The sequence below is a fragment of the Variovorax sp. LARHSF232 genome, assembly GCF_052871435.1.
The window spans coordinates 110,689-136,057 of record NZ_JBIXJS010000009.1 but is presented as its reverse complement, the minus strand read 5'-3'; the positions used below and the strand labels follow the sequence as shown (position 1 = coordinate 136,057).

Annotated in this window: 24 protein-coding genes; 13 read left to right on the top strand and 11 right to left on the bottom strand. The window is 68.1% G+C overall.

The features are described 5' to 3' along the window. Window positions 1–40 precede the first annotated feature (40 nt). The 3 genes from ACIPRI_RS21260 to ACIPRI_RS21250 all read right to left on the bottom strand — a co-directional run bounded on the left by ACIPRI_RS21260 (window position 41) and on the right by ACIPRI_RS21250 (window position 4,238). Window positions 41–1,156 (bottom strand): enoyl-CoA hydratase/isomerase family protein, encoded by a 1,116-nt coding sequence (locus ACIPRI_RS21260; protein WP_446623464.1) that lies wholly within the window; start codon window positions 1,154–1,156, stop codon window positions 41–43. Between the two features lie 32 nt (window positions 1,157–1,188). Beyond that, window positions 1,189–2,343 carry an acyl-CoA dehydrogenase family protein gene (locus ACIPRI_RS21255; RefSeq protein ID WP_446623463.1) on the bottom strand — a complete coding sequence of 385 codons (1,155 nt, stop codon included), beginning with the start codon at window positions 2,341–2,343 and terminating at the stop codon, window positions 1,189–1,191. 368 nt (window positions 2,344–2,711) lie between these two features. Then, window positions 2,712–4,238: a CoA-acylating methylmalonate-semialdehyde dehydrogenase gene (locus ACIPRI_RS21250; protein WP_446623462.1), complete on the bottom strand. Its 1,527-nt coding sequence runs from the start codon at window positions 4,236–4,238 to the stop codon at window positions 2,712–2,714. Window positions 4,239–4,361: 123 nt separating this feature from the next. Between ACIPRI_RS21250 and ACIPRI_RS21245 the strand changes: the two genes are divergently transcribed. Next, complete coding sequence (locus ACIPRI_RS21245) at window positions 4,362–5,258, top strand: LysR family transcriptional regulator (protein WP_446623461.1); 897 nt, start codon at window positions 4,362–4,364, stop codon at window positions 5,256–5,258. 26 nt (window positions 5,259–5,284) lie between these two features. Beyond that, the gene (locus ACIPRI_RS21240) at window positions 5,285–6,193 is read left to right on the top strand and encodes a ketopantoate reductase family protein (RefSeq protein ID WP_446623460.1); all 909 of its coding nucleotides are present in this window, start codon (window positions 5,285–5,287) and stop codon (window positions 6,191–6,193) included. A 7-nt stretch (window positions 6,194–6,200) separates the two neighbouring features. Here ACIPRI_RS21240 and ACIPRI_RS21235 read toward each other — a convergent pair whose 3' ends face one another. From ACIPRI_RS21235 to ACIPRI_RS21225, 3 genes are all read right to left on the bottom strand, one after another. Beyond that, entirely contained in the window at window positions 6,201–7,598 is a 1,398-nt protein-coding gene (locus ACIPRI_RS21235) for a CoA transferase (RefSeq protein ID WP_446623459.1), read from the bottom strand. Window positions 7,599–7,685: 87 nt separating this feature from the next. Beyond that, window positions 7,686–8,327, bottom strand: coding sequence for a CoA transferase subunit B (locus ACIPRI_RS21230; protein ID WP_446623458.1), 642 nt, complete (start codon window positions 8,325–8,327; stop codon window positions 7,686–7,688). Window positions 8,328–8,329: 2 nt separating this feature from the next. Beyond that, window positions 8,330–9,133, bottom strand: coding sequence for a CoA transferase subunit A (locus ACIPRI_RS21225; protein WP_446623457.1), 804 nt, complete (start codon window positions 9,131–9,133; stop codon window positions 8,330–8,332). A 94-nt stretch (window positions 9,134–9,227) separates the two neighbouring features. Between ACIPRI_RS21225 and ACIPRI_RS21220 the strand changes: the two genes are divergently transcribed. After that, window positions 9,228–9,788: a LuxR C-terminal-related transcriptional regulator gene (locus ACIPRI_RS21220; protein WP_446623540.1), complete on the top strand. Its 561-nt coding sequence runs from the start codon at window positions 9,228–9,230 to the stop codon at window positions 9,786–9,788. Here ACIPRI_RS21220 and ACIPRI_RS21215 read toward each other — a convergent pair. After that, the gene (locus ACIPRI_RS21215) at window positions 9,785–10,678 is read right to left on the bottom strand and encodes a LysR family transcriptional regulator (protein ID WP_446623456.1); all 894 of its coding nucleotides are present in this window, start codon (window positions 10,676–10,678) and stop codon (window positions 9,785–9,787) included. The two genes, ACIPRI_RS21220 and ACIPRI_RS21215, sit on opposite strands and share 4 nt — an antisense overlap. Before the next feature lie 186 nt (window positions 10,679–10,864). Here ACIPRI_RS21215 and ACIPRI_RS21210 point away from each other — a divergent pair, with 186 nt between their 5' ends. After that, window positions 10,865–11,848: a Bug family tripartite tricarboxylate transporter substrate binding protein gene (locus ACIPRI_RS21210; protein ID WP_446623539.1), complete on the top strand. Its 984-nt coding sequence runs from the start codon at window positions 10,865–10,867 to the stop codon at window positions 11,846–11,848. Window positions 11,849–11,851: 3 nt separating this feature from the next. Further along, window positions 11,852–13,807 carry an acyl-CoA synthetase gene (locus ACIPRI_RS21205; RefSeq protein WP_446623455.1) on the top strand — a complete coding sequence of 652 codons (1,956 nt, stop codon included), beginning with the start codon at window positions 11,852–11,854 and terminating at the stop codon, window positions 13,805–13,807. A gap of 10 nt (window positions 13,808–13,817) precedes the next feature. On the opposite strand, the gene ACIPRI_RS21200 is transcribed toward ACIPRI_RS21205, so the two are convergent. Then, complete coding sequence (locus ACIPRI_RS21200) at window positions 13,818–14,234, bottom strand: FKBP-type peptidyl-prolyl cis-trans isomerase (RefSeq protein ID WP_446623454.1); 417 nt, start codon at window positions 14,232–14,234, stop codon at window positions 13,818–13,820. A 44-nt stretch (window positions 14,235–14,278) separates the two neighbouring features. Between ACIPRI_RS21200 and ACIPRI_RS21195 the strand changes: the two genes are divergently transcribed. Genes ACIPRI_RS21195 through ACIPRI_RS21185 form a run of 3 tightly spaced genes read left to right on the top strand, consistent with a single transcriptional unit; the run spans window position 14,279 to window position 17,036 of the window. Then, window positions 14,279–15,673 (top strand): ethanolamine ammonia-lyase subunit EutB, encoded by a 1,395-nt coding sequence (locus ACIPRI_RS21195; RefSeq protein WP_446623453.1) that lies wholly within the window; start codon window positions 14,279–14,281, stop codon window positions 15,671–15,673. Further along, window positions 15,670–16,461: an ethanolamine ammonia-lyase subunit EutC gene (gene eutC / locus ACIPRI_RS21190; RefSeq protein ID WP_446623452.1), complete on the top strand. Its 792-nt coding sequence runs from the start codon at window positions 15,670–15,672 to the stop codon at window positions 16,459–16,461. Before ACIPRI_RS21195 ends, eutC begins: the two co-directional genes overlap by 4 nt. Continuing rightward, entirely contained in the window at window positions 16,458–17,036 is a 579-nt protein-coding gene (locus ACIPRI_RS21185) for a peroxidase-related enzyme (RefSeq protein WP_446623451.1), read from the top strand. The genes eutC and ACIPRI_RS21185 overlap by 4 nt, the downstream gene beginning before the upstream one ends. Before the next feature lie 10 nt (window positions 17,037–17,046). Here ACIPRI_RS21185 and ACIPRI_RS21180 read toward each other — a convergent pair whose 3' ends face one another. Next, window positions 17,047–18,741: a phosphoethanolamine transferase gene (locus tag ACIPRI_RS21180; protein WP_446623450.1), complete on the bottom strand. Its 1,695-nt coding sequence runs from the start codon at window positions 18,739–18,741 to the stop codon at window positions 17,047–17,049. An 11-nt stretch (window positions 18,742–18,752) separates the two neighbouring features. Next, window positions 18,753–19,469, bottom strand: a complete 717-nt coding sequence (locus tag ACIPRI_RS21175) for a phosphatase PAP2 family protein (protein ID WP_446623449.1) — start codon at window positions 19,467–19,469, stop codon at window positions 18,753–18,755. A 101-nt stretch (window positions 19,470–19,570) separates the two neighbouring features. On the opposite strand from ACIPRI_RS21175, the gene ACIPRI_RS21170 reads away from it, so the two are divergent. The 5 genes from ACIPRI_RS21170 to ACIPRI_RS21150 all read left to right on the top strand — a co-directional run bounded on the left by ACIPRI_RS21170 (window position 19,571) and on the right by ACIPRI_RS21150 (window position 25,057). Then, the gene (locus ACIPRI_RS21170; protein ID WP_446623448.1) at window positions 19,571–20,242 is read left to right on the top strand and encodes a response regulator; all 672 of its coding nucleotides are present in this window, start codon (window positions 19,571–19,573) and stop codon (window positions 20,240–20,242) included. A 2-nt stretch (window positions 20,243–20,244) separates the two neighbouring features. After that, window positions 20,245–21,630, top strand: coding sequence for a sensor histidine kinase (locus ACIPRI_RS21165; protein WP_446623447.1), 1,386 nt, complete (start codon window positions 20,245–20,247; stop codon window positions 21,628–21,630). Window positions 21,631–21,726: 96 nt separating this feature from the next. Further along, entirely contained in the window at window positions 21,727–23,427 is a 1,701-nt protein-coding gene (locus tag ACIPRI_RS21160; protein WP_446623446.1) for an FAD-dependent oxidoreductase, read from the top strand. A 20-nt stretch (window positions 23,428–23,447) separates the two neighbouring features. Further along, the gene (locus ACIPRI_RS21155) at window positions 23,448–24,803 is read left to right on the top strand and encodes a TAXI family TRAP transporter solute-binding subunit (RefSeq protein WP_446623445.1); all 1,356 of its coding nucleotides are present in this window, start codon (window positions 23,448–23,450) and stop codon (window positions 24,801–24,803) included. Window positions 24,804–24,805: 2 nt separating this feature from the next. Then, window positions 24,806–25,057 carry a DUF3297 family protein gene (locus ACIPRI_RS21150; protein ID WP_446623444.1) on the top strand — a complete coding sequence of 84 codons (252 nt, stop codon included), beginning with the start codon at window positions 24,806–24,808 and terminating at the stop codon, window positions 25,055–25,057. 30 nt (window positions 25,058–25,087) lie between these two features. On the opposite strand, the gene ACIPRI_RS21145 is transcribed toward ACIPRI_RS21150, so the two are convergent. After that, the gene (locus ACIPRI_RS21145; protein WP_446623443.1) at window positions 25,088–25,363 is read right to left on the bottom strand and encodes a hypothetical protein; all 276 of its coding nucleotides are present in this window, start codon (window positions 25,361–25,363) and stop codon (window positions 25,088–25,090) included. Window positions 25,364–25,369 lie beyond the last annotated feature (6 nt).

Below are 25,369 nucleotides of genomic sequence, written 5' to 3'. Positions count from 1 at the left end.
ATGTGCTTGTCTCCGTATTTGTTGTTTGAGTCGTCAGTCGTCAGGCAAGTTGCGCCAGCGGATGCGGCCCGTTGGCGCGCGCGCGCAGATGGTCCTCGATGAAGTCGCGCGTGATGTCTTCCAGCCGCGCCGGCTGCCACTTCGGGTTGCGGTCCTTGTCGATCAGCACCGCGCGGATGCCTTCGGCAAAGTCCGCGTGCGCGCAAAAGCCCAGCGAGGCCCAATACTCCAGCCGGAACACCTCGGCCAACGACATGCGCGGCACGCGCTGCCACAGCTCGAAGGTGATGGCGGCCGAACTCGGTGCGCCCTTGGCAAAGGCCTGGGCCGCGCCTTGCAGCCAGGCGTCGTCGCTCTTGAAGTTGTGCAGCCGCTTGGCGATGTCCAGCAGGTCTTCGCCTGCCATCAGCGCGTTGATGATGTCGTAGTGCACGCGCAGCTTCGAGGGCGGCAGCTCGGCGCCCTCGCTCGCCCGCGCCAGGATGCGCGAGAGTTCGGCGCGGTCGGCCTTGGCCTCGCCCGCCCAGCGGGTTTCGGCAATGGCGTCCAGCACCTGCGCCTTGCGCTCTTGGGGCACCAGCACATCAGCCAGGCCGCTGAAGATGGCGTCGGCCGCGTTGACCTGCGCCGCCGTCAGCGCCAGGAACAGGCCCGTGCGCCCCGGCATGCGGCGCAGAAACCAGCTGCCGCCCACGTCCGGGTACAGGCCGATGTTGATCTCGGGCATGGCGACGCGGCTTTGCTGCGTGACCACGCGATGCGAGCAGCCCGCCATGAGGCCGACGCCGCCACCCATCACGATGCCGTGGCCCCAGCACATGAGCGGCTTGGGGAAGGTGTGGATCAGGTAGTCGAGCTCGTACTCCTCGCGGAAGAAATCTTCGGCATAGGTGTTGCGCTTCGGGCCGCACTCCAGCAGCGTCTGGTACAGCTGGCGCAGGTCGCCGCCGGCGCTGAAGGCCTTCTCGCCCGCGGCCTGCAGCATCACGCCGACGACTTGCGCGTCGTCGGCCCATTCGCGGAACTTGGGCAGGAGCAGGCGAACCATGTCCACCGACAGCGCATTGAGGGCCGACGGCGCATTGAGGGTGGCCACGCCGAAGCGCTGGCCACCGGTGGTCTGGATTTCTTCGAAGAGGACGACGGAATCAGTCATTGAAAAAAGGGGAGAAATGGAATCGGAAAGACTCAGCGTATATCGCTGTCGCCTTCCAGCAATTTTCGCGCGACGATGACGCGCATGATCTCGTTGGTGCCTTCCAGGATCTGGTGCACCCGCGTGTCGCGCACCAGGCGCTCCAGCGGAAACTCGCCCAGGTAGCCGTAGCCGCCATGCAGTTGCAGCGCATCGTTGCACACGTTGAAGCCCGCATCGGTTGCGAAGCGCTTGGCCATGGCGCAATAGGTGCTCGCGTCCTGATGGCCGGCGTCCAGCTTGCTGGCGGCCAGGCGCACCATCTGGCGCGCCGCCACCAGTTCGGTCGCCATGTCGGCCAGCTTGAACTGCAGGGCCTGGAAACTCGCCAGCGGCTTACCGAACTGCTGGCGCTCATGCAGGTAGCGGCGCGCCGCATCCAGCGCGCCCTGGGCCGCGCCGACCGAGCAGGTGGCGATATTGATGCGCCCGCCGTCCAGCCCCTTCATGGCGATGCGAAAGCCCTCGCCTTCGCTGCCCAGCAGGTTCTCTGCCGGCACGCGCACGTTGTCGAAGTTGATGGTGCGGGTGGGCTGGCTGTTCCAGCCCATCTTGTGTTCCTTCTTGCCGTAGCTGATGTCGGGCGCATCGGCCGGCACCGCAAAGGCCGATATGCCGCCCGCGCCACCGGCGCCGGTGCGCGCCATCAGCACCAGCACGTCGGTGGAACCGGCGCCGGAGATGAAGGCCTTGCCGCCGTTGATGACGTACTCGTGGCCGACGCGCTCGGCCTTGGTCTTCAGCGAGCCGGCATCCGAGCCGGCGCCTGGTTCGGTGAGGCAATAGGAAGCCAGCTTGCGCCCGCTGGTGAGATCTTCGCCCCATTGCTCGGCGACGGCCGGCGTGGCCCAGGTGCCGAGCATCCAGGTCGCCATGTTGTGGATGGTGATGAAGGCGGTGGTCGACGGATCGACAGCCGCCATTTCCTCGAACACCAGCGTGGCGTCGAGCCTGGGCAGGTTCAGGCCACCGATGCGCTCGGGGGCGTAGAGGCCGCAAAAGCCGAGCTCGCCGGCTTTGGCGATGGCTTCCTTCGGGAATATGGATTCCCGGTCCCACTGCGCGGCATGCGGGGCGAATTCCTGTTGTGCGAACTCGCGCGCTGTTTCCGCGAAGGCGCGTTGTTCTTCGGTGAGTTCAAAGTCCATGGTGTGCGGATCAGTTCAGTGTGCGGGTGGCGCGCTGCGGTCAATCAGCCCGGGAGAAGCCTCGATCAAGCGCCCGGCGTCACGGCCAAGGCCTGTGTGCCCCTGTGCCGGCGCGCCTGTCGGGCGCCGAGCAGCGCAGTGGACCCGGCCCGCACGCGTGCCGAAGGACACGCGTGCTTCAACCTCTAGCTTGCGGCAGCTGTTTGAGCGGAGTGAACGAAGTGAACGCAGCGAGTTCTGCCGCAGGGCCGGGTCCGCGAGCAGCGCAGGGAAGTCGGCGCTGCGCGCCGACCGCCCGAGTGAAGCGCCGGCGCAGGGGCACACAGGCCTTGGCCCGCCCACAACGCCAGAACGCGCGATCACGACGATCACTTCAAGCTGATCGTCGTATTCACCCCGTGCGAAACGGTGGAGTCATCGAACCACCGCTCCGTCACCGTCTTCGTCTGCGTATAGAACAGCACCACCTGCTTGCCATAAGGCCCCAGGTCGCCCAGCTTCGACGCGCGCGAACCCGTGAACGAGAACATCGGCACAGGCACCGGAATCGGCACGTTGATCCCCACCTGCCCCACGTCGATGTCTTCCTGGAACTTGCGCGCCGCCGCGCCCGACTGCGTGAAGATGGCGGTGCCGTTGCCGTTCGGGTTGGCGTTGATCAGCGCGATCGCCTCGTCGATGTCGGCGGCGCCGGCCACGCACAGCACCGGCCCGAAGACTTCCTGGTCGTAGATCGTCATGCCGGGCTTCACGCCCGAGAAGATCGTCGGGCCGACGAAGTTGCCCTTTTCATAGCCGGGCACCGTCGGCTTGCGGCCGTCCAGCTCCAGCGTGGCGCCGTCCTGCATGCCGCGCTCGATCAAACCGGTGACGCGGTCATAGGCGGCGCAGGACACCAGCGGTCCCACGTCCACGCCCTTGTCGATGCCGGCGCCCACCTTGAGCGTCTTGGCCTTGGCCACCAGGTCGGGCACCCACTTCTGCGCCTCGCCCACCAGCACCGCCACCGACACCGCCATGCAGCGCTGCCCTGCCGCGCCGAAGCTCGCGCCGGCCAGCGCATTGAGCGTCTGCTCCTTGTTGGCGTCGGGCATCACGATGGCGTGGTTCTTCGCGCCCATCATGCATTGCACGCGCTTGCCGGCCAGCGTGGCGCGGTTGTAGACGTGCGTGCCGACCTTGGTCGAACCGACGAAGGAGATCGCCTTGATGTCCTTGTGGTCGCAGATGGCGTTGACCACCTCTTCGCCGCCATGCACCACGTTCAGCACGCCGGCCGGAATGCCGGCCTGCAGCGCCAGTTCGGCGAGCCGCATGGTGACCATCGGGTCCTGCTCGGAAGGCTTGAGCACGAAAGTGTTGCCCGTGACGATGGCCATCGGGAACATCCACAGCGGGATCATGGCCGGGAAGTTGAAAGGCGTGATGCCGGCGCACACGCCCAGCGGCTGCAGCACGGTGTAGGTGTCGACGCCGGTGGCCACGTTGTTGGCCAGCTCGCCCAACTGCAGGTTGCCGATGGCGGCCGCGTGCTCCACCACTTCCAGGCCGCGGAACACGTCGCCTTCCGCATCGGGCAAGGTCTTGCCCTGCTCGGCCGTCAGGATGGCGGCCAGCTCGGCCATGTTCTCGCGGATGAGCTGCTGGTACTTGAGGAAGATGCGGGCGCGGGCGCCGATGGCCGTCTTGCGCCAGGTCTTGAAGGCTTCCTTGGCCGAGGCCACGGCGGCATCCACTTCGGCCGGCGTGGCGAAGGGCACGCGGGCCAGCACCTGCTGCGTGGCCGGGTTGACGATGTCGCGCCATTGCGTGGTCTTGGATTCGACGAACTGGCCGCCGATCAAGAGCTTGACGGTGGCGACCTTGGTCGCGGGGGATGTGGTGGTGGCGTCCATTTGATTTGTCTCCTGCAAAAGGTGATTACGCACAAGGCAGACAGTCATCGTAGCTTTGCAGATTTGCGATAACAATAGACAAATACGCAGCTTGATTCTGCATTTTTGCAAAGCAACCCCGGCATGGATTGGGACAACCTCCGCTACTTCCTGGAACTGGCCCGATCGGGCACCTTGGTCAGCGCCGCACGGCGGCTGGCGGTGGACCACACCACGGTGGCGCGGCGCATCCAGGCCCTGGAAAAAGAGGTGGGCACTGCCCTCTTTTCGCGTGAGGCCGGCGGCCATCGGCTGACCGAGGCCGGGCGCCGATTGCAGCCGCAGGTCGAGGCCATGGAGAGCGCTTTTCTTGCCGTGGAAAGCGCGGCACCGCCTTCGCACGCGGGCCTGTCGGGCCTGGTGCGCATCGGCGCCACCGAGGGCTTCGGCACCGTGGTGCTGGCGCCGCGGCTGGCGCAATTCGCCAAGACGCATCCCAAGCTGGTGATCGACCTCCTGGCCATGCCGCGCCTGGTGCACCTGTCGCGGCGAGAGGCCGACATCGTGATTTCGCTGGAGCGCCCGGCGCGCGGGCCGGTGGTGGTGACCAAGCTGTGCGACTACTCGCTGCACCTGTATGCCTCGCGCGACTACCTGCAAACGCATGCGCCCATTGCCGCGCGCGAAGACCTGCGCGGCCACACCTTCATCAGCTACGTGGACGACCTGCTCTTTTCCAAGGAGCTGCAGTACCTGGACGAGCTGTACCGGCCCGATTCCTTTGCCTTGCGCTCCACCAGCATCCTGGCGCAGCACCGCGCAGTGGCCGGCGGCGCCGGCATCGCGGTGCTGCCTGCGTTCCTGGCCGAGGGCGACGCGCAGCTGGCGCGCGTGCTGCCGGGCCAGGCCAATTTCACACGCAGCTTCTGGATGTCGATCCCGGCGGAAATCAAGCATCTGGCGCGCATGCAAGCGGTGTGGAGCTTTCTGCGCGAGACTGCGGAGGGACAGCGCGCGCTTCTGATGGCAAGCGGGTCCTGAATTTTTCTCTCTCTTTGGAGCAAGCAATGAAAGTCGTGGTCATGGGTGCCGGCGCGGTCGGCTGCTACTTCGGCGGGCTGCTGGCGCGCGCCGGGCACGAGGTGGTGCTGATCGGCCGCCAGCCGCATGTGGCAGCCATCCAGAAAAAGGGCTTGCGCATCGAGACTGCAGCCTTCGACGAACAGGTGCAGGTATCGGCCAGCACCGAGGCCAATGCGGCCCAGGGCGCCGATCTGGTGCTGTTCTGCGTGAAGTCGCCCGACACCGAGTCGGCCGGCAGCCAGCTGCTGCCCTGGCTGCGCCCCGACGCGCTGGTGCTGTGCCTGCAAAACGGCGTCGACAACGCCGACCGTCTGCGCAGCGTCGTGCCGCACCACCAGGTGGCGGCCGCCGTGGTCTACGTGGCCACCGAGATGGCCGGCCCCGGCCATGTGAAGCACCACGGCCGCGGCGAGCTGGTGATCGAACCCACCGCGGCCAGCGCCGAAGCGGCGCGCGTGCTGCGCGAATCGGGCACGCAGGTCGACTTCTCGGACAACGTGCGCGGCGCCCTGTGGGCCAAGCTGATCCTCAACTGCGCCTACAACGCGATGTCGGCCATCACCCACCTGCCCTATGGCCGGCTGGTGCAGGGCGGCGAAGGCGTCAGCGACGTGATCCGCGACGTGGTGGCCGAATGCCTGGCCGTGGCGCAGGCCGATGGCGCGCTTGTGGCGGGCGATGTCGAGGCGGCGGTGCGCCGCATTCCCCAGACCATGCCCGCCCAATACTCATCCACCGCGCAGGACCTGTCGCGCGGCAAGCCCACCGAGATCGACTACCTGAACGGCTTTGTCGTGCGCCGCGGCGAGGCCCTGGGCATTCCGACGCCGGCCAACCGGGTGCTGCAGGTGCTCGTCAAGCTGCTGGAGAACAAGCAGCGCGAGCGCGAATAGCGAGTGCCTAGTCAGGCCAGCTCGGCGGATGCGTTCCCGGCGGCATCGAGGGCCGCGTCCAGGCGGCCGGGGTGCGTTCCAACCGGGCGCTGTGGCCAATGGCAAGCAGCTCGCCAAAGCCCGAAGCCGAGGTCTCCAGATAGGGCCCGATCTCCGGCTTTTCAGCCTTCGGCCCATCCGGCAGACGGCCCAGGCCGCGCAGCCACTGGCCGGTCTGCGCCAGCGACACCTGCACATGCCAGCTGCCGCCCTCGCGCTGCTGGCGCCACAGGGCGGCCGCGGCGCCAAAGGCCATCAGGTAGCCGGTGGCCTCGTCCAGGATCTGCATCGGCAGCGCGCGCGGCGTGCCGGCCCCGCCAGTTTCTTCGCTGAAGGCCTCGCCCTCCGCCAGGTTGAAGCCCATGGCCGTCTGCACCAGCGAGTCGAAGCCGCGCCGCGATGCCCACGGCCCTTGCGTGCCGTAGGCGGTGAGCGAAACGGCCACGATGCCGGGGCGCATGCGCGCCAGCGCTTCGGGTCCAAAGCCGCGCTGCGCCAGGCCGCCCGGCCGATAGCCCTGCACGAACACATGCGCCGTGCCCAGCAATTGCTGCAAGGCGGCGCGGCCGGCTTCGGTCCTGAGGTCGATGTGCGCCGACAGCTTGCCGCGGCTGGTGTCGGCAATCGCGGCGATGTTGGGCAGGTGCGGCGAATTGACCAGCATGACGTCCGCGCCATACGCCGCCAGCGCCTTGCCGCTCACCGGGCCGGCCAGCACGCGCGTCAGGTCGAGCACGCGGATGCCGGACAGCGGCCGCGCATCGGCGGCCAATGGCGGCAGTGCAAGCGGCGACGCGTCGCCGATGCGCTCGAGCGTGACAAGGGGCTGCGCCGCGATGGCCTGTCCCTGCGGTGTCGAATCCCATTCGTCGAAGCGGCGCAGCGCGGTGACGACCAGGCCGCGCTCGGCAGCGGCGTTCTCGAAATCGAGGGCGCGCCACTTCAGCAGCGCCGCTTCCGCATCGCTGCGTTGCGCGTTCGCCGGGTCCAATCCCAAGAGGCGCAGCGCACCCTCGCGGTGATGCGCGAAGTTGGCATGGATGCGCACCTGTCCCTCGCCGCAGCGGTACAGGCCGGAGAACGGGTCCCACAGCGCGGGCGCCTGGCCGTCCAGGCTGAACCAGCCAGTGCATTCCAGTGCCGCGTGCGCCCGCTCGACGGCCACCCGCTGGCGCGGCGTGCCGCGCGCATGGCCCAGCTCGCAGGCGGCCAGCGCGGCGGCGGCGATGCTGGCCTGCGCCGCGGTGCCGACGGCAAAGGAGGACGGCAGTCCCGGGCCTTCGCCGCGGAGCTCGGCCAAGTCCAAGGCTTCGCGAGGCATGCCGCCCGCCAGCCAGATCCCCATCAGTGCATCCATCGCATTCATGCTGTGCTGCTCCAAATGAACAAAAGGGCAGGAAGTGCCTTGCACCACCCTGCCCTCTGCTTGTTCAAGCGACCATCGCTTGATGGCTTACTGGATGAGCTTGACCCCGGTCTTGCCCTGCAGCTCGTCGAAGCTCACGCCTTCGGCCAGCTCGACCACCTTCAGGCCCTGGGGCGTCACGTCCATCACCGCGAGGTCGGTGATGATGCGATCGACCACGCCCACGCCGGTCAGCGGCAGGGTGCATTCGGGCAAGATCTTCAGGTCGGTGCTGCCGTCCTTCTTCTTGGCCACGTGCTCCATCAGCACGATCACGCGCTTCACGCCGGCCACCAGGTCCATGGCGCCGCCCATGCCCTTGACCATCTTGCCGGGAATCATCCAGTTGGCCAGATCGCCCTTCTCGCTGACCTGCATGGCACCCAGGATCGACAGGTTGATCTTGCCGCCGCGGATCATCGCGAAGCTGTCGTGGCTGCCGAAGATGGCGCTGCCCGGCAGCGTGGTCACGGTCTGCTTGCCGGCGTTGATGAGGTCGGCGTCGACTTCATCTTCGGTCGGGAAGGGGCCGATGCCCAGCATGCCGTTCTCGCTTTGCAGCCAGACTTCCTTGTCGGCTGGCACGAAGTTGGCCACCAGGGTGGGAATGCCGATGCCGAGGTTCACGTAAAAGCCGTCCTGCAGCTCCTGCGCCGCACGCGCGGCCATCTGGTCTTGGGTCCAGGCCATGTTCAGTTTCCCTTCTGGTTCTTGACGGGGGCCGGCACTTCGCTGCCGGCGGCGGCCTGGGCGATGACGGCCTGCGCCTCGACCTTGGCGGCCACGGCATCCACCGGGACGGCCGCGCTGAGGGTGCGCTTCTCGATGCGCTTCTCGGGCTTGCCGTTGAGCACGATGCGGTGCACGTAGATGCCCGGCAGATGGATGTCGTCCGGCGCCAGCTCGCCCACCTCGACGATCTTCTCGACCTCGACGATGCAGATCTTGCCGGCCATGGCAGCGGCCGGGTTGAAGTTGCGCGCCGTCAGGCGAAAGCGCAGGTTGCCGGACTTGTCAGCCACGTCGGCCTTGACCAGCGCCACGTCGGGCACCAGCGAGCGCTCCATCACGTAGGTCTCGCCGTCGAACTCGCGCAGTTCCTTGCCCTCGGCCACCTGCGTACCGACACCGGTCTTGGTGAAGAAGGCCGGGATGCCGGCGCCGCCGGCGCGCAGCTTCTCGGCCAGCGTGCCCTGCGGCGTGAACTCGAGCTCGAGCTCGCCTGCCAGGTACTGGCGCTCGAACTCCTTGTTCTCGCCCACGTAGCTGGCGATCATCTTCTTGATCTGCCGCGTCTCCAGGAGCTTGCCGAGGCCGAAGCCATCGACGCCCGCGTTGTTGGAAATGCAGGTCAGGTTCTTGACGCCGCTGTCCTTGAGCGCCTCGATCAGCGCCTCGGGAATGCCGCACAGGCCGAAGCCGCCCACGGCGAGCGTCTGCCCGTCGGCAACCACGCCCTTGAGCGCCGCGTCGGCGGAGGGGAAAAGCTTGTTCACGCGTGCTCCTCTCTATTGATGAAGAAATCTCTGGAAGTGTTGAACGATACTACGTATCAACATACGTAGTAATTCGTAATGGTGAGCCCCGATGCTGCAGGAGATTGATTACAGGCTGGCCTTCGAGCATGCGCCCGTGGGCATGGTGGTCTCGCGCAACCGCACCATCGTCGCATGCAATGCGGAGGTTTGCGAGATGTTCGGCGCGCAGGCCAGCGGGCTGGTGGGCCAATCCTTCAGCGTGCTCTATCCCAGCGTGGCCGAGTTCGAGCGCATCGGCAAGCGCATGGAGCCCATCCTCAACGCCAGCGGCCACTATGCCGATCACCGCATGATGAAGCGGGTGGGCGGCGCCCATGCCGGCGAAACCTTCTGGTGCCACGTCACCGGCCGCGCGCTGAATCGCGCCGCGCCGCACGAGGCCGGCATCTGGACCTTCGAAGACCTGGGCGCGCGCCGCCTGGCCAGCAAGGACGAGCTGACCCCGCGCGAGCGCGAGGTGGCGGCGCAGGTGATGCGCGGCCTCACCTCCAAGGAGATCGGCAAGCAGCTCGCCATCAGCCACCGTACGGTGGAGATCCACCGGGCGCGGCTGATGCGCAAGTACGCGGCGGGGACCACGGCGGAGCTGGTGCAGAAGTTGATCGCGGGCTAGCTCTCGCCGCGCGAGCGCTCCAGCACGTACTCGATGAAAGTCGACGTCGCCCGCGTCTGGTGCCGGTTGGGCATGTAGAGCATGAACATCTGGTCGCCGAAGATGCGCAGCCGCCAGTCATCCAGTGCGGTCAACACCTCGCCACGGCGCACCTCCTCTTCCACCACGTAATCGGGCACGATGCCCACGCCAATGCCGGCCAGGATGGCCTGACGCAGGAAGAAGAAGTTCTCCGAGACGAGCGTGGGCTCCAGCGTCAGCTCGTGGCGCTCGTCGCCGCGGTAGGCCGACATGCGCAGCCGCCGCCCCACCACACCGGCGGTGATGAGCGGCACCGAGCGCAGCGCTTCCACCTGCGTGGGCAGCGGCTGCCGATCGGCAAACTCGCGCGCCGCGCAGGCCACGTAGCGCACCGGACCCATTTCGCGCGCTACCAAATGCTGTGGCGGCGCCGACATGATGCGGATGGCGATGTCCACCTCGTCGCTCAGCAGGTCTTCCACCCGGTTCTCGAACATCACGTCCAGCACGATGCCCGGATACAGATGCTTGAACGCGATCAGCCAGGGCGCCATCACCATCTGCCCGTAGCCGCTCGGCACATTGAGCCGCACCCGGCCCTGCAGGCTCTGGCCCAGGGTGGTGACGGATTCGCGCGCGGCCAAGAGCGCGTTCTGGATGCCGCGGCCATGCTGGTACAGGCGAAGGCCGACTTCGGTGGGCTCCAGGCGCCGGGTGGTGCGGCGCACCAGTTGCAAGCCGACCGCGCGCTCGAGCTGGCCCAGGTGGTAGCTCACGTTGGCCCGCGTCATCTTGAGACGGCGGGCCGCCTCGCTGAGGTTGCCGGCGTCGATGATGTCGACCAGCAGGGTGAGTGCGCCGGGGTCCATGAACGAGAGACTTCCAGTGTCAAAAATTGCTTGACAGTCTGTCAATCGCCCTTCGGATTGTCAAGATCGCCCATCGAATCAAGAATTCAGGCTGGCGCCGGCAGGCGTCCCGCTTCCCTCATCACATAAGACCTACAGGAGACTGAATTGCCCGCTGCCCCCACACGCCTGCGCCGCCGCCAACTGATGGGCCTTGCCCTGGCTTCGACCACTCTGGCCATCGGCGCACCTGCCGCCCGCGCGCAAAGCCCGGCGGCCGCCGGCTACCCGAGCAAGCCGATCCAGCTGGTCGTTCCTTTCCCGGCCGGCGGCGCCACCGACGGCGTCGCGCGCCTGGTGGCCGAGAAGCTGCGCCAGCGCATGGGTCAGACGGTCGTGGTCGACAACAAGGCAGGCGCCTCGGGCATCCTGGGCACCGACTTCGTGGCCAAGGCACCGGCCGACGGCCACACGCTGGTGCTGTCGCTGAGCACCTCGCTCCTGATCAACCAGTTCCTCTACAAGAAGCTGCCCTATGCGCCGCAGAAGGACCTGGCGCTGGTCTCGCTGCTGGCCAACGTGCCGATCGTGCTGCTGGCGCATCCCAGCGTGCCGGCCAACAACGCGGCCGAGCTGGCCAAGTACATCAGCGCCAACAAGGGCAAGCTGTCCTATGGCTCCTGGGGCGTGGGCTCGGCCGGGCATCTTTCGCTGGCCGCCATGAGCCAGGGCTTCAATGCCGACATGACCCACGTCGCCTACAAGGGCGAGGCGCCGATGCTGCAGGACCTGATCGGCGGACAGATCCAGCTGGCTTTTGCCAGCGCCCTGCAGGCCAAGTCCTTTGCCGAATCGGGCAAGGTCAAGGCCATCGGCGTGACCGGCGAAGGGCGCATGCCGGCGCTGCCCAATGTGCCCACGCTCGCCGAGCAAGGCTGGAAGGACGACATCTTCCGCATCACCGGCTGGGTGGCGGTGGCCGCGCCGGCCGCCACGCCCAAGCCGATCGTGGATCGCCTGGCGGCCGAGTTGCGCGCCATCAGCGAAATGCCCGATGTGCGCAGCCGATTCGTGGCGATCATGGGCGTCGAGCCCGTCGCCCTGAATCCGGAACAGTTCGCCGCCGCCTACGCCAAGGACCTTCCTGTGTGGCAGCGCGCCGTCAAGGAGACCGGCGCCAGCCTGGATTGAGCCATGCCTTCCGAATCGCCCGTGCCCGCCACGCCCTTTGCCGCTTTCGCCGCGCCCTTCGCGGCCACCCTTCCCATCCGCAGCATCGAGTGCGTGCGCAGCCTGGAGCGCGTGCCCCTGGAGCAGGCGCTGCCGGTGGCCAGCACCTACGAGATCTTCCGCAACTCGGCGCATGCCTTCGGCGACAAGACGGCGCTGACCTTCCTCACCAGCGGCCGGCCGGAAGACACGCCGATCCGCTGGTCTTATGCGCAGCTTTTGGCCGGCATCCACCAGACCGCCAACCTGCTGCACCACCTGGGCGTGGCGCCGACCGACGCGATCGCGGTGCTGCTGCCCGGCTGCCTGGAATACCACCTGGCCCTGTGGGGCGGCGAGGCGGCCAGCATCGTGCAGCCGCTCAACCCCCTGCTGAGCGACGAGAAGCTGGTCTCGCTCATGCAGACGACCGGCGCCAAGGTGCTGATCGCCTACGGCTCGGACACGGAATCCGGCATGTGGTCCAAGGCCATGCGCATCCGGGACCAGGTGCCGACGCTCACGCACGTGCTTCGCGTGGCCCCGCATGACGAAGCCGAAGCACCCGCCGTGCTGCCCAAGGGCGTACTCGACTTCCGGACGGAGCGCGAGCGCGAAGCCGGCGACCGACTGCTGAGCGGCCGCCGCATCGCGGCCACCGACATCGCCGCCTACTTCCACACCGGCGGCACCACCGGCGCGCCCAAGCTGGCGCGCCACAGCCACGGCGCCCAGGTCTTCACCGCCTGGGCCTGCACCCAGCTGCAGGGCATCGGCGCGAGCGACGTCGGCATCAACGGCTATCCGCTCTTCCATGTGGCCGGCGTGTTGCCCGGCGCGCTCACCGCGCTGTCGGCCGGCGCCGAGACGGTGATTCCCACGCCTTCATTGATGCGCAACCGCGAGGTGCTGGCCAACTACTGGCGGCTGGTGGAAAGGTACAAGGCCACCTCGGTCTCGGCCGTGCCCACCGTGCTGGCGGCCCTTGCCACGGTGCCGCTGAACGGCGCCGACATCTCATCGGTGCGCTATTGCCGCACCGGCGCGGCCGTGCTGTCGCCCGAACTGGCAGCGCGCTTCGAGCGCCTGTTCGGCCTGCATGTGCACGAAAGCCTGGGCATGACCGAGATGGCGGGCATCTCCACCATCACGCCGCCCGGCGTGGTCGGGCCGGCCGGCTGCGTCGGCTTTCGCCTGCCCTACGCGCAGCTGCGCGTGGTGGCGATGGACGCGAACGGCAAGCCGACAAATCGCGAGCTGCCGCGCGGCGAAGCGGGCATGGTGCTGTTCAAGTCGCCCAACCTGTTCTCCGGCTTCCTGAATGCCAAGGACAACGAAGGCGCCTTCACCGATGACGGCTGGCTGGTGACGGGCGACCTGGGCTGGATCGATGCCGACGAGCGGCTCAACCTCAGCGGCCGCGCCAAGGACCTGATCATCCGCAGCGGCCACAACATCGACCCCAAGACCATCGAGGACGCGCTCTCGGCGCACCCGGCCGTGCAGATCTGCGCCGCGGTCGGCGCGCCCGATGCCTACGCGGGCGAACTGCCGGTGGCCTATGTGAGCCTGCTGCCCGGCGCCTCGGCGAGCGAGGCCGAGCTGATGGACTTTGCCGCACGGGGCGTGGACGAGGCACCCGCGCGGCCCAAGTCGGTGGTGATCCTGGACAAGATCCCGATGACCAACGTGGGCAAGGTCTACAAGCCCGAACTGCGCCTCATGGCCGCCCAGGCGGTGGTGCAGGCGCTGGTGCGCAAGGTGATGGAAGAGATGGCGGTGGGCGAAGCGCTGGCACCGCAGGTTTCAGCCAGCGAAGCCGAAGGCGTGGTGGTGCGAATCGATGCCGCGGCCCTGGGCGCGCGCGCCGATGCGCTGCACCAGGCGCTGCACGCCGCCATCGAGCCGCTGCCGCTCAAGGTGGCGCTGCGGCGCGTTTAGCGAATATGGCTCAACGCCCTTTGACGCCCAACAGCTCCACCTCGAACACCAGCGTGGCGTTCGGCGGCACGGCCGGCGGCGCGCCGCGCTCGCCGTAGGCAATGGCGGGCGGGCAGGTCAGCTTGGCCTTGCCGCCCACCTTCATCATGGCCACGCCCTCGGTCCAGCAGGGGATCACGCGCTTCAACGGAAACTCGGCCGGCTCGCCGCGCGAATAGGAGCTGTCGAACTCCTTGCCGCTGTCGGGGAAGGTGCCGCGGTAGTGCACCCGCACCGTGTCGTCGGCGGTGGGCTTGGCGCCAGTGCCTTCCTTGGTCGACTGGTAGATCAATCCGCTCTTGCTCGTGACCGGCGCGGGGCTCTGGGCCCAGGCAGCGGGCAGCACGGCGGCGGCGGAAATGACTGCAGCAATCAGTAGGGATCTCACAACAGGTCCTTTGGCAATGATGGGAAGCCGGTCATTATTGCCCCATGCGCTATCGCACCCGGATCGCTTCAGAGAGCTTCGCGTTCGCCGACCTCAAGCAGGTGATGGCCATGGCCAGCCCACCGCGATCGGGCGACGAACTGGCCGGCGTGGCCGCCACCAGCGCCCAGCAGCGCATGGCGGCGCGCCATGTGCTGGCCGAGGTGCCGCTGCCGCAATTCCTCACCGAGGCGCTGGTGCCCTACGAGAGCGACAACATCACCCGACTCATCATCGACGGGCACGACGCGGCCGCCTTCGCGCCGGTGGCGCATCTCACGGTGGGGGGCTTTCGCGACTGGCTGCTGTCGGAGCCGGCCACCACCGAGGTGCTCTCGGCGCTGGCGCCGGGCCTCATGCCCGAAATGGTGGCCGCCGTGTCCAAGCTGATGCGCAACCAGGACCTGATCGCAGTGGCGCGCAAATGCCGCGTAGTCACGCAATTTCGCGACACGCTGGGGCTGCCCGGGCGCATGGCGGTGCGGCTGCAACCCAACCACCCGACCGACGACCTGCGCGGCATCGCCGCCTCCATGCTCGACGGCCTGCTGATGGGCGCGGGCGATGCGGTGATCGGCGTCAACCCGGTGGCCGACAACCTGCCGGCACTGGCACGGCTCACGCACATGCTGGACGAGGTGATCCGCCGCTTCGACATCCCCACCCAGTCCTGCGTGCTCACCCACGTGACCCACACGCTCAGGCTGATCGAGCAAGGCGCGCCGGTGGACCTGGTGTTCCAGTCCATCGGCGGCACCGAGGCGGCCAACCGCGCCTTCGGCATCACGCCCGAACTGCTGGACGAGGCGCATGCCGCGGCACAGTCGCTCGCGCGCGGCACGGTGGGCAGCAACGTGATGTATTTCGAGACCGGCCAGGGCAGCGCCCTGTCGGCCAACGCCAGCTTCGGCGTCGACCAGCAGACTTGCGAGGCGCGCACCTACGGCCTGGCGCGGCGCTACCGCCCGCTCCTGGTGAACACGGTGGTGGGCTTCATCGGACCGGAGTACCTGTTCGACGGCAAGCAGATCATCCGCGCCGGGCTGGAAGACCACTTCTGCGGCAAGCTCCTGGGCCTGCCCATGGGCTGCGACGTCTGCTACACCAACCATGCGGAAGCCGACCAGGACGACATGGACAACCTGATGGTGCTGCTGGGCAGCGCGGGCCTGAACTTTTTGATGGGCGTGCCGGGCGCCGACGACGTGATGCTCAGCTACCAGAGCACATCGTTTCACGACGCCCTCTTCCTGCGCCGCACCCTGGGCCTGCAACGCGCGCCCGAATTCGAGGAATGGCTGCTGCGCATGCAGATCACCGACACCGCCGGCCAGTTGCTGCCGCCCGGCCAGCCGAATGGCCTGGCCGGCATGAACGCATTGATGGCCCTGCAGGCATGAAGAACGATCTGCCCCCCACGCAAGACCCCTGGCAGGCTTGGCGCGCCGTCACGCCCGCGCGCATTGCGCTGGGCCGCGTCGGCGATGCCGTGCCCACCGCCGAACTGCTGCGCTTCGGCTGGGCCCACGCCAGCGCGCGCGATGCCATCCATGCCCAGCCCGACCTGGCCGCGCTCGAGCAACAGCTGCAGGTCCAGGGCTGGCGCACGCTGCAACTCAGGAGCCGCGCGGCCGACCGCGCCATCTATCTGCGCCGGCCCGACCTGGGGCGACTGCTCGACGAAGACGATGCGCGGCTCTTGAAAGCCGAGCCCGGCGGCTGCGACGTCTGCATCGTGGTCGGCGATGGGCTCTCGGCCCTGGCCATCGAGCGCCATGCGGCACCGCTGCTGCAAGCATTGAAGCCCCTGCTGCCGGCCGATTGGCGCTTCGCACCGCTGGCCATTGCCACGCAGGCGCGGGTGGCGCTGGCCGACGAGATCGGCGAACGCCTGGGGGCGCGCCTGTCGGTGATGCTGATCGGCGAACGCCCCGGGCTGAGCTCGCCCGACAGCCTGGGGATCTACCTGACTTTCGATCCCAGGAGCGGCCGCATGGATGCGCAGCGCAATTGCATCTCGAACGTACGCGCCGAAGGCCTGCGGCCCCAGGCCGCGGCAGCGCGCCTGGCCTGGCTGATGCGCGAGGCCCTGCGCCGCGCACTGAGCGGCATCGAGCTCAAGGACGAGAGCGAACATGCGTTGCCGCAAGCAACGCAAACCCCACTGTTGAACGGAGACAAACAATGAGCACCCGCTTCCCCATGGCCGAGCTGGCCGATTTGCCGCAAGACATCCAGGCCAAGATCCTCGAGGTGCAGGAAAAGACCGGCTTCGTGCCCAACGTCTTCCTGGCGCTGGCCCGCCGGCCGGCCGAATGGCGGGCCTTCTTCGCCTATCACGACGCGCTGATGCTGAAGGAGGAAGGCTCGCTGACCAAGGGCGACCGCGAAATGATCGTCACCGTCACCAGCGCCGCCAACCGGTGCCTGTACTGCGTGGTGGCACACGGTGCGCTCTTGCGCATCTACGAGAAGAAGCCGCTGGTGGCCGACCAGGTGGCCGTGAACTGGCGCAAGGCCGACATCACGCCGCGCCAGAAGGCCATGCTCGAGTTCGCCATGAAGGTCTGCGAACGCTCGCATGAAATCGAGGAAGCAGATTTCGCGCCCCTGCACGCCCACGGCTTCTCGGACGAAGACATCTGGGACATCGCCGCCATCACCGCCTTCTTCGGCCTGTCCAACCGCATGGCCAGCTTCAGCGGCATGCAGCCCAACGACGAGTTCTACCTGATGGGGCGGTTGCCGCGCGACAAGAAGTAAGGGCGGCGGCTCAGGCCGCCGCTGGGCGGCATGCGGCCAAGGCGTCGAGCCCCAGCTTGTAGCTGGGCGACTGCACGTCCATCAGGCCCAGCACCGTGTGAAAAAGGCTGTCGTGCGTCAGCGGCGCATCGAGCTGGCGCTGCAGGCAGGCCGTCGACAGGCCCTCGCGCCGGCGCATGCCATCGCCCAGCCACATCACCCAGGGCACGTGTTTTTGCACCTCGGGCGCGAAGGCATAGGGCACGCCGTGCAGGAACAGGCCGAACTCGCCCAGCGACTCGCCGTGGTCGCTCAGGTACAGCATGGAAGGCGCGTACTGGTCCGACCTGGCCCTGAGCCAGTCGATGGTCTTGCCCAGGAAGCGGTCCGTGTAGGCGATCGAGTTGTCGAAGGCATTGATCAGCTCGTCATGGCTGCACTGGGCCAGCGCGTTGTCGCGGCATTCGGGCGCAAAGCGCTTGGCCTCGGTCGACGAGCGCTTGTAGTAGGCCGGCCCGTGGCTGCCCATCTGGTGCATCAGCAGCACCACGCCGCGCTGGCGGCGCTCGGCCGGCAAGGCATCCAGGCGCGCGTCCAGTTGGCCCAGCATGGCTTCGTCCAGGCACTCGTCGCCGTCGCACAGCGTGCGCTTTTGCGCCGCATCCAGCTTGTCGAAAGCAAAGGCATGTGGAACGCGGTCGCACACGCCCTTGCAGCCGCCGGGCTGGTTGTCCAGCCAGAACACCGCCAGGCCCGCGGCCTGCAGCAGGTCGACCAGGTTCTCGTGGTCGTCGCGGCTGGCCTCGAAGGCGGCCTTGCCCAGCGGCGAGAACATGCACGGCACCGACGCCAGGGTGCTGGTGCCGCAGGAATGCGCGTGGTGCCAACTCAGCACCTCGCGCCTGGCCATTTCGGGCGTGGTGTCGCGCGCGTAGCCGTTCAGGCCGAAGTGATCGGCGCGCGCCGTCTCGCCCACCACCAGCACGAACAGCGGCGGCCTGTCCTGGCCCGCATAGCTCTTGCCCAGCGCCACGCCGCCGGACATCGGAATGAGCTGGCGCCGATGCGTGAACAGCGGACGGCCCAGCACCTGGAGCCCCGAATAGATCGGCGCCAGCGGGTTGGTCATGTAGCGCAGCTCGACGTGGTTGCGCATGAGCGGGGCGAAGTCGCGGTTCATGGCCAGCACGCCGGCCGCGGCGACCACCGCCAGCACCAGGATCAAGAGCGCGTTGCGCCACAGCTGCGCGAAGAAGGGCATGGGCTGCACGCGGATGCGCCACAGCACCAGCGCGGGCGGCGCCAGCACCGCGCCGACATGGAACAAGAGGCGCCAGTTCAGCAGGTCGAGCACTTCATGCGTGTCGGTCTGCGTTGCATTGGCCAGCATGCTCGGATCCATCACCACGCCGTAGCTGAGCATGTAGTGCTGCGAGACCGCGGCGACGACGGCCACCGCCAGCCACACCGGCTTCATCCAGCGCGACCAGGCTGTCAGCGTCAGGATGGCCACGCTGCCGCACGCCACCAACAGCGCCATCAGCGCCACCATGGGCAGGTAGCTCGAGGGCCGTCCCTCGCCGATGCGCGCCAGCTCCAGCCACAGCGGCCAGTTGGCGGCCAGCGTGAGATACAGGCCCAGCCCGACGACGACGCTGCGCGCCGAAAGCGGGCGCTGTGGCCAATGGGCCCCGGGGGCCCGGGGAAGGGAGAGCGAGATCTGCATCGTCGAGTGTCCTAGTGCGCGTCGCGCGCAATGACCGCGGGTGGCGCAGCCGGCTTCGCGGCGCGGGCGCGCAGCGCGCGGCAAGCGGTGTCGATCGCCAGGCCGGCGGTCCAGCACAGCCAGGCGGTCCACAAGGTGTGGCTCATGTAGTGCGCGCCGCGCGCCTGCTGCGCCAGCCCGAGCAGCAGCCCGGCCATGCCGGCCGCGAGCAGCCAGCGCCGGGCCAGGCGCGGCAGGTGCCGGGCCAGTACGAAATAGCAACTCAGAAAGGCAAAGCCAGCCGATGCATGCCCCGCCGGGAAGCAATGCCCCGGCCCGCCGTCCCCCTGGCCCCATGCCCAATGCGACACATGGCGGGCCACGCCGCCGAAGGCCTCGGCGTCCCAGGGGCAGCTGGTGTGGCTGTGGTGCTTGATCAGCGAGACCAGCAGCGCGGAGGCGATCACGCCCAGCGCCAGTTGCGTGCGCTCGCCGGTGTCGAGCCGGCGCAGGAAACCGTGGGGAAGGAAGATGCCCGCCACCAGCAGCAGCGCCAGCAGCCCGCTGAGCGCCTTGGCATCCTCGTGCATCACCTGCACCAGGAACCAGTTGCCATGCAGGGCAAAGCCCGCCGGGGTGGCGAAGATTTGTGCAAGGGGAAGGTCGAGGCCGCTGGCCTCCCACGCAAGAAGGCCCAGCAACGCAACGGCGGTCCAGTTCCGGCGTCGGATGAAGACATGGGAAGGCATGGACCGCGAGGCTAGGGGCGCAGCCTGAACGCCGGCTGAAGCGCGCCACTCCCATAATCGCCGCGACCCGGGCTTGAACGGGCCCTAACAAAGGAGAAGGAATGCGCATCCTGCTGGTCGAGGACGATGCCGTCCTGGCAAGCGCCGTCTGCGGCTATCTCGAATCCAAGGCCTTCGTGGTCGACGTGGCGCCCAGCCTGGCCGATGCGCGCGCCGCCCTTCTCGCCGCGCAGTACGCCGCCGTGCTGCTGGACCTGCACCTGGGCGACGGCGACGGCCTGTCGCTGTTGCCGCACGTGCGCGCGCTGGCCGAGCGCCCGATCGTGATCGTGGTGACCGCGCGCGACCAGGTCACCGACCGCATCCGCGGACTGGACGCCGGCGCCGACGACTACATCATCAAGCCCTACGACCCCGGCGAGCTGCTGGCCCGCCTGCGCGCGGTGGAGCGGCGCCGCAGCGCCGGCAACACGCCGGTGCTGCAGCTGGGCAGCCTGCAGATCGACCTGGCACGCGACACGGTGCGCAAGGACGGCCGGCCGGTGTCGCTGACGCAGAAGGAATGGGCACTGCTGCGCGTGATGGCCTCGCGTCCGGACCGCATCCACACCCGCGAGCTGCTGCAGGATGCGCTGTATGGCTGGGACGACGAGGCCGACAGCAACACCCTGGAGGTCTTCATCAGCCGGCTGCGCCGCAAGCTGGGGCGCGGCCACATCGTCACCCTGCGCGGCCTGGGCTACCGGCTGTCGCCTTCGGACGAGGAAGACTAGGCATGCCGACGCAGCAGCAACAACAACAACAACAACCACGAATTGGCCAGGAAGGCCGCCGGCCCGAATCGCTGGCCGGCCACCTCACGCGCACCCTGGTGATCTGGGTGGGCGGCGCCTGGCTGCTGTCCGTGCTGGGCGTGGTCTGGTATGTGGACCGCGAGATCAACCACAACTTCGACAACGAACTGGCCGAGATCTCGCACCGCCTGTTCGACTTTGCCGAGCGCGACCTCAACCAGGCCGGCCCGCCGCGAGACGCCGCCAAGCCGCTGATCGCCTCCGACCCGCTGTTCACCGAAGACCTGATGATGTTCGTCGTGAAGGACGGCGATGGCCGCGTGCTCATGCAGACGGCTGGCGCCGACACGAGGAACTTCAACGTTGCGCTGGCGCCCGGCTTCGAGAACGCCGGCGCCTGGCGCGTCTACACCGTGCGGCACCCCGGGCGGCAGCTCTTCCTGCAGGTAGCCGACCCGCTGGAGGAGCGGCGCGCCGCGCTCAACCGCACGCTGCTGGGCCTGATCATTCCGCTGGCTGCGGTGCTGCCGCTGCTGGCCCTGGTGCTGCGCAACATCGCCCGCAACGAGCTGCGCGCGCTGCAATGGCTGGCCGCCCAGATTGCCGAGCGCGGCGGCTCCGACCTGCGCCCCATTCCCCTGCCTGCCCTGCCGCAGGAGCTGCAGTCGGTGGGCGACGACGTCAATCACCTGCTGGAACGCCTGTCGCACGCACTGGACGTGGAACGCGCCCTGGCCGCCAACGCGGCGCACGAGCTGCGCACGCCGCTGGCCTCGGCCAGGCTGCGCCTGCAGACCGCGCTGGAGCACGGCCTGCGGCGCGAGGACGTGCAAGCGGCCCTGGACGCGCTGCGCATGCTCAGCCAACGCACCGAGAAGCTGCTGCAGCTCTCGCGCGCCGAATCGGGCGCCTCGCTGGCGCGCCAGCCGGTGAACGTGGTACAGCTGGCCGGCCTGGTCGCGCAGGAGTTCTGGAGCGACGAGGATGCCCGGCAGCGGCTGGACCTGCGCCTGCCGCAGGACGACGTGCGACCAGCGCTGGGCGACGTGGACGCACTGGCCATTGCGCTGCGCAACCTGCTGGAGAACGCGCTGCGCTACAGCGGCAACCAGCCGGTGGTGCTGGAAGTGCTGCCGCCCTGCACGCTGGCGGTGCGCGACTTCGGGCCCGGCGTGGGCGCCGCGCAATTGCAGACCCTGCACCAGCGCCACGTGCGTCACAGCGCCGATCGGGCCGGCTACGGCCTGGGGCTGTCGATCGTGCACACCATCGCCGACAAGCACGACGCAAAGCTGGAACTGATCTCGCCGCCGCCAGGCGCCGCCAGCGGCCTGGAAGCCCGCATCGTGCTGCAGCCCGCCCCCTGACTCGGGGGGGACAGGGCCGGCGCTGGCCCGCAATAGAATCCCGGGTGGTTCGCCCCGCGACAACGTAGACAAAATCACCAGCAGCACCCAGACCCCATGACCCAAGACGAAATCCTCGCCCAGTTCGGCCCTCGCGAAGCCATGGAGTACGACGTGGTCATCGTCGGCGGCGGCCCCGCCGGCCTGTCGACCGCGATCCGCCTCAAGCAGCTGGCGGCGCACCACGGCAAGGAAATCTCGGTGGTCGTGCTCGAAAAGGGCTCGGAGCCCGGCGCGCACATCCTGTCGGGCGCCATCATGGACCCGCGCGCACTCAACGAGCTGCTGCCCGACTGGCGCGAACTGGGCGCACCGCTGAACCAGCCGGTGACCGAAGACGCCTTCCTGATGCTGTCGGAAACCGGCGGCACGCGCGTTCCCAACTTCATGCTGCCCGGCAACTTCCACAACGAGGGCAACTACATCGTCAGCCTGGGCAACGTGGTCAAGTGGCTGGCGCAGCAGGCCGAGGGCCTGGGCGTTGAAATCTTCCCGGGCTTTGCCGCCGCCGAGGTGCTCTACAACGAGGACGGCTCGGTCAAGGGCGTGGCCACCGGCAACATGGGGATCGGCAAGGACGGCGAGCCCACCGAGAACTTCCAGCTCGGCATGGAGCTGCACGGCAAGTACACCATCTTCGCCGAGGGCTCACGCGGCCACCTGGGCCGCCAGCTGATCGACAAGTACAAGCTGGATGCCGGCAAGGACCCGCAAAGCTACGGCATCGGCATCAAGGAGCTGTGGGAGATCGACCCGGCGCGCCACCAACCCGGCCTGGCCGTGCACACCTCGGGCTGGCCCCTGCCCTCGGACACCTACGGCGGCTCCTTCCTCTATCACGCCGAAGACAACAAGGTCGTGGTCGGCTTCGTGGTGGGCCTGGATTACCAGAACCCGCACCTGAGCCCCTTCGAAGAGTTCCAGCGCTTCAAGACGCACCCCAACATCCGCTGGTACTTCGAGGGCCAGGACCACGGCCTCAAGCCCGCCAAGCGCCTGAGTTACGGTGCGCGCGCCATCACCGCCGGCGGCCTGCTGTCGCTGCCCAAGACCGTTTTCCCCGGCGGCGCACTGGTGGGCTGCGACGCCGGCTACCTCAATGCCAGCCGCATCAAGGGCAGCCACGCGGCGATCAAGACCGGCATGCTGGCGGCAGACGCGGCCTACGACGCCATCATGGCCGGGCGCCAGCACGACGAGCTGTCGGCCTACCCGGCCGCCTTCGAGAAGAGCTGGCTGCACAAGGAACTGAACAAGGCGCGCAACTTCAAGCAGTGGTTCAAGAAGGGCCTGACGGTGGGCACGCTGATGACGGGCATCGAGCAGTTCCTGCTGCGCGGCCACGTCCCCTGGACCGTGCACCGCGCCGAGGCCGACCACACCCGCCTGAAGCCGGCCGCCGACTGCAAGAAGATCGCCTACCCCAAGCCCGACGGCAAGCTCACCTTCGACCGGCTCTCCTCGGTGTTCGTCAGCAACACCAACCATGAAGAGAACCAGCCGGCGCACCTGACGCTCAAGGATGCCTCGGTGCCGGTCAACATCAACCTGGCGAAGTACGCCGGCCCCGAGTCCCGCTACTGCCCCGCGGGCGTGTACGAGTTCGTGCCCGACGAAGCCCACGCCGGCAAGGAGCGCCTGCAGATCAACGCGCAGAACTGCGTGCACTGCAAGACCTGCGACATCAAGGACCCGACGCAGAACATCGTGTGGGTCACGCCGGAAGGCGGCGGCGGCCCCAACTACGTCGGCATGTAATCCGGCGCGGCACCGTCGGAATGACGCTGCGCGAACAACTGCACCTGCCCACCGGCCGGCGCCTCGCCTATTGGAGCCTGCTGGTCGCCGTGCTGGCGGCGCTGTTGTGGCTGCTGGTGCGCTATGTCAGCCCGGCGCCGCCGCGCACGCTGGTGATGAGCACCGGCGTCACCGACGGCGCCTATCACCGCTTCGGCCTGCGCTATCAAGAGATCCTGCGCGCCAACGGCGTCACGCTGAAGCTGCTGCCCTCGAGCGGCGGCATGGAGAACATCGTGCGCCTGAACGACGGCACGGTGTCGGTCGCCTTCGTGCAAGGCGGCACCGGCCTCTTGGCCTCCGATCCTGAAGCCGCCCCGGATTCCACCGCCCTGCGCTCGCTGGCCACGGTGGCCTACGAGCCGGTCTGGATCTTCACCCACACGCTCGACCTGTCCAAGGGCCTTGGCCCGCTGGCCGGCAAGCGCATCGCAGTGGGCGTGGCCGGCAGCGGCAACCTGCATGTGGCACGCCAGCTGCTGGCCAGCTATGGCGTGCTGCCGGATGCCGCCGGCACCACCTTCGTGCTGGAAGGCGGCACGGCCGCGGCGCAGATGCTGAACGAGCGCCAGGTCGACGCCGCCATCATGATCGCGGCCTCGCAGGCACCGGCGGTGCAAAAGCTCCTGACCGAAGGCCGCATGCGCCTGGCCTCGCTGGAGCAGGTGGAGGGCCTGGCGCAGCGCTACCCCTACTTCCAGGCCGTCACGCTCAAGCGCGGCGCGGTGGACCCGGGGCGCAACCTGCCGGCCAGCGACATCCGACTGCTGGCCACCACCGCCAACCTGGTGGTGCGCGAAGAACTGCATCCGGCCCTGGACTACCTGTTGCTGGAGGCCGCGCGGCAGGTGCATTCGCAGCCTTCGCTGATCAGCCGCCCCGGCGAGTTCCCCAACGCCAACGCCACCGACTATCCGCTGTCGGACCAGGCCGAGCGCTACTTCAAGCACGGCCGGCCCTTTTTGCAGAACTACCTGCCCTTCTGGATGGCCATCTACGCGCAGCGCCTGCTGCTCTGGCTGGTGCCGCTGGCCGCCATCCTGCTGCCGCTGGCGCGCGTGCTGCCGGGCTTGATCAACTGGCGCCGCCAGGGCAAGCTGTACCGGCGCTATGGCGAGCTGAAATACCTCGAGCGCGACCTGGCCTCGCGCCAGCTCGACAATGCCGAGCGCAGCGCCGCGCGCGAGCGCCTGGACCACATCGAAGACGAAATCATCAAGACCAAGTTTCCGCTCGATTTCTCGGACCGCGTCTACACCCTGCGCCAGCACGTCGACTACGTGCGCGCGCAGCTGGAGCGGCAATCGATGACAACGAACGGCGGACAACGCCACTGACCATGACCGAAGCCACCCCACGCCCGCCCCTCCCGGACCACCTGTCCATCGACCCCCGCAGCCCGCACCACGTTGCCGCCGTGTTCGAACACGACATCGGCATCCGCTTCAACGACAAGGAACGTTCCGACGTGGAGGAATACTGCGTCAGCGAAGGCTGGATCAAGGTGCCCGCCGGCAAGACGCTGGACCGAAAGGGCAAGCCGCTCTTGATCAAGCTGAAGGGGAAGGTGGAGGCGTTCTACAAGGAGTAAGCCAGCTCACCTGCGCCGGTACAGCGGCATTCAATCAACCTGCTGTCCGACGACGGACCAGCCGGCCTGCTGGTTGGTCTTGTCGTTCTCGTATTCCCATCGCGTGCCGCAGGCATCGCAACGGTAGCTGGTGAGGGTGACCGTGTGGCTGCCGCTGTCGCCATCGCTGCGTTCGGCCCTGCGGCTGGACAACTGAACGAGTTCGGCATGCCCGGGCGCACGGCGCCAGTTGCGCTGGATGCCTGCGCAACTGGCGCACAGGGTCATCTTCGTCAGTTCTTCTCTTCGGTTGGGCTCGTTCGTCATGTCCCC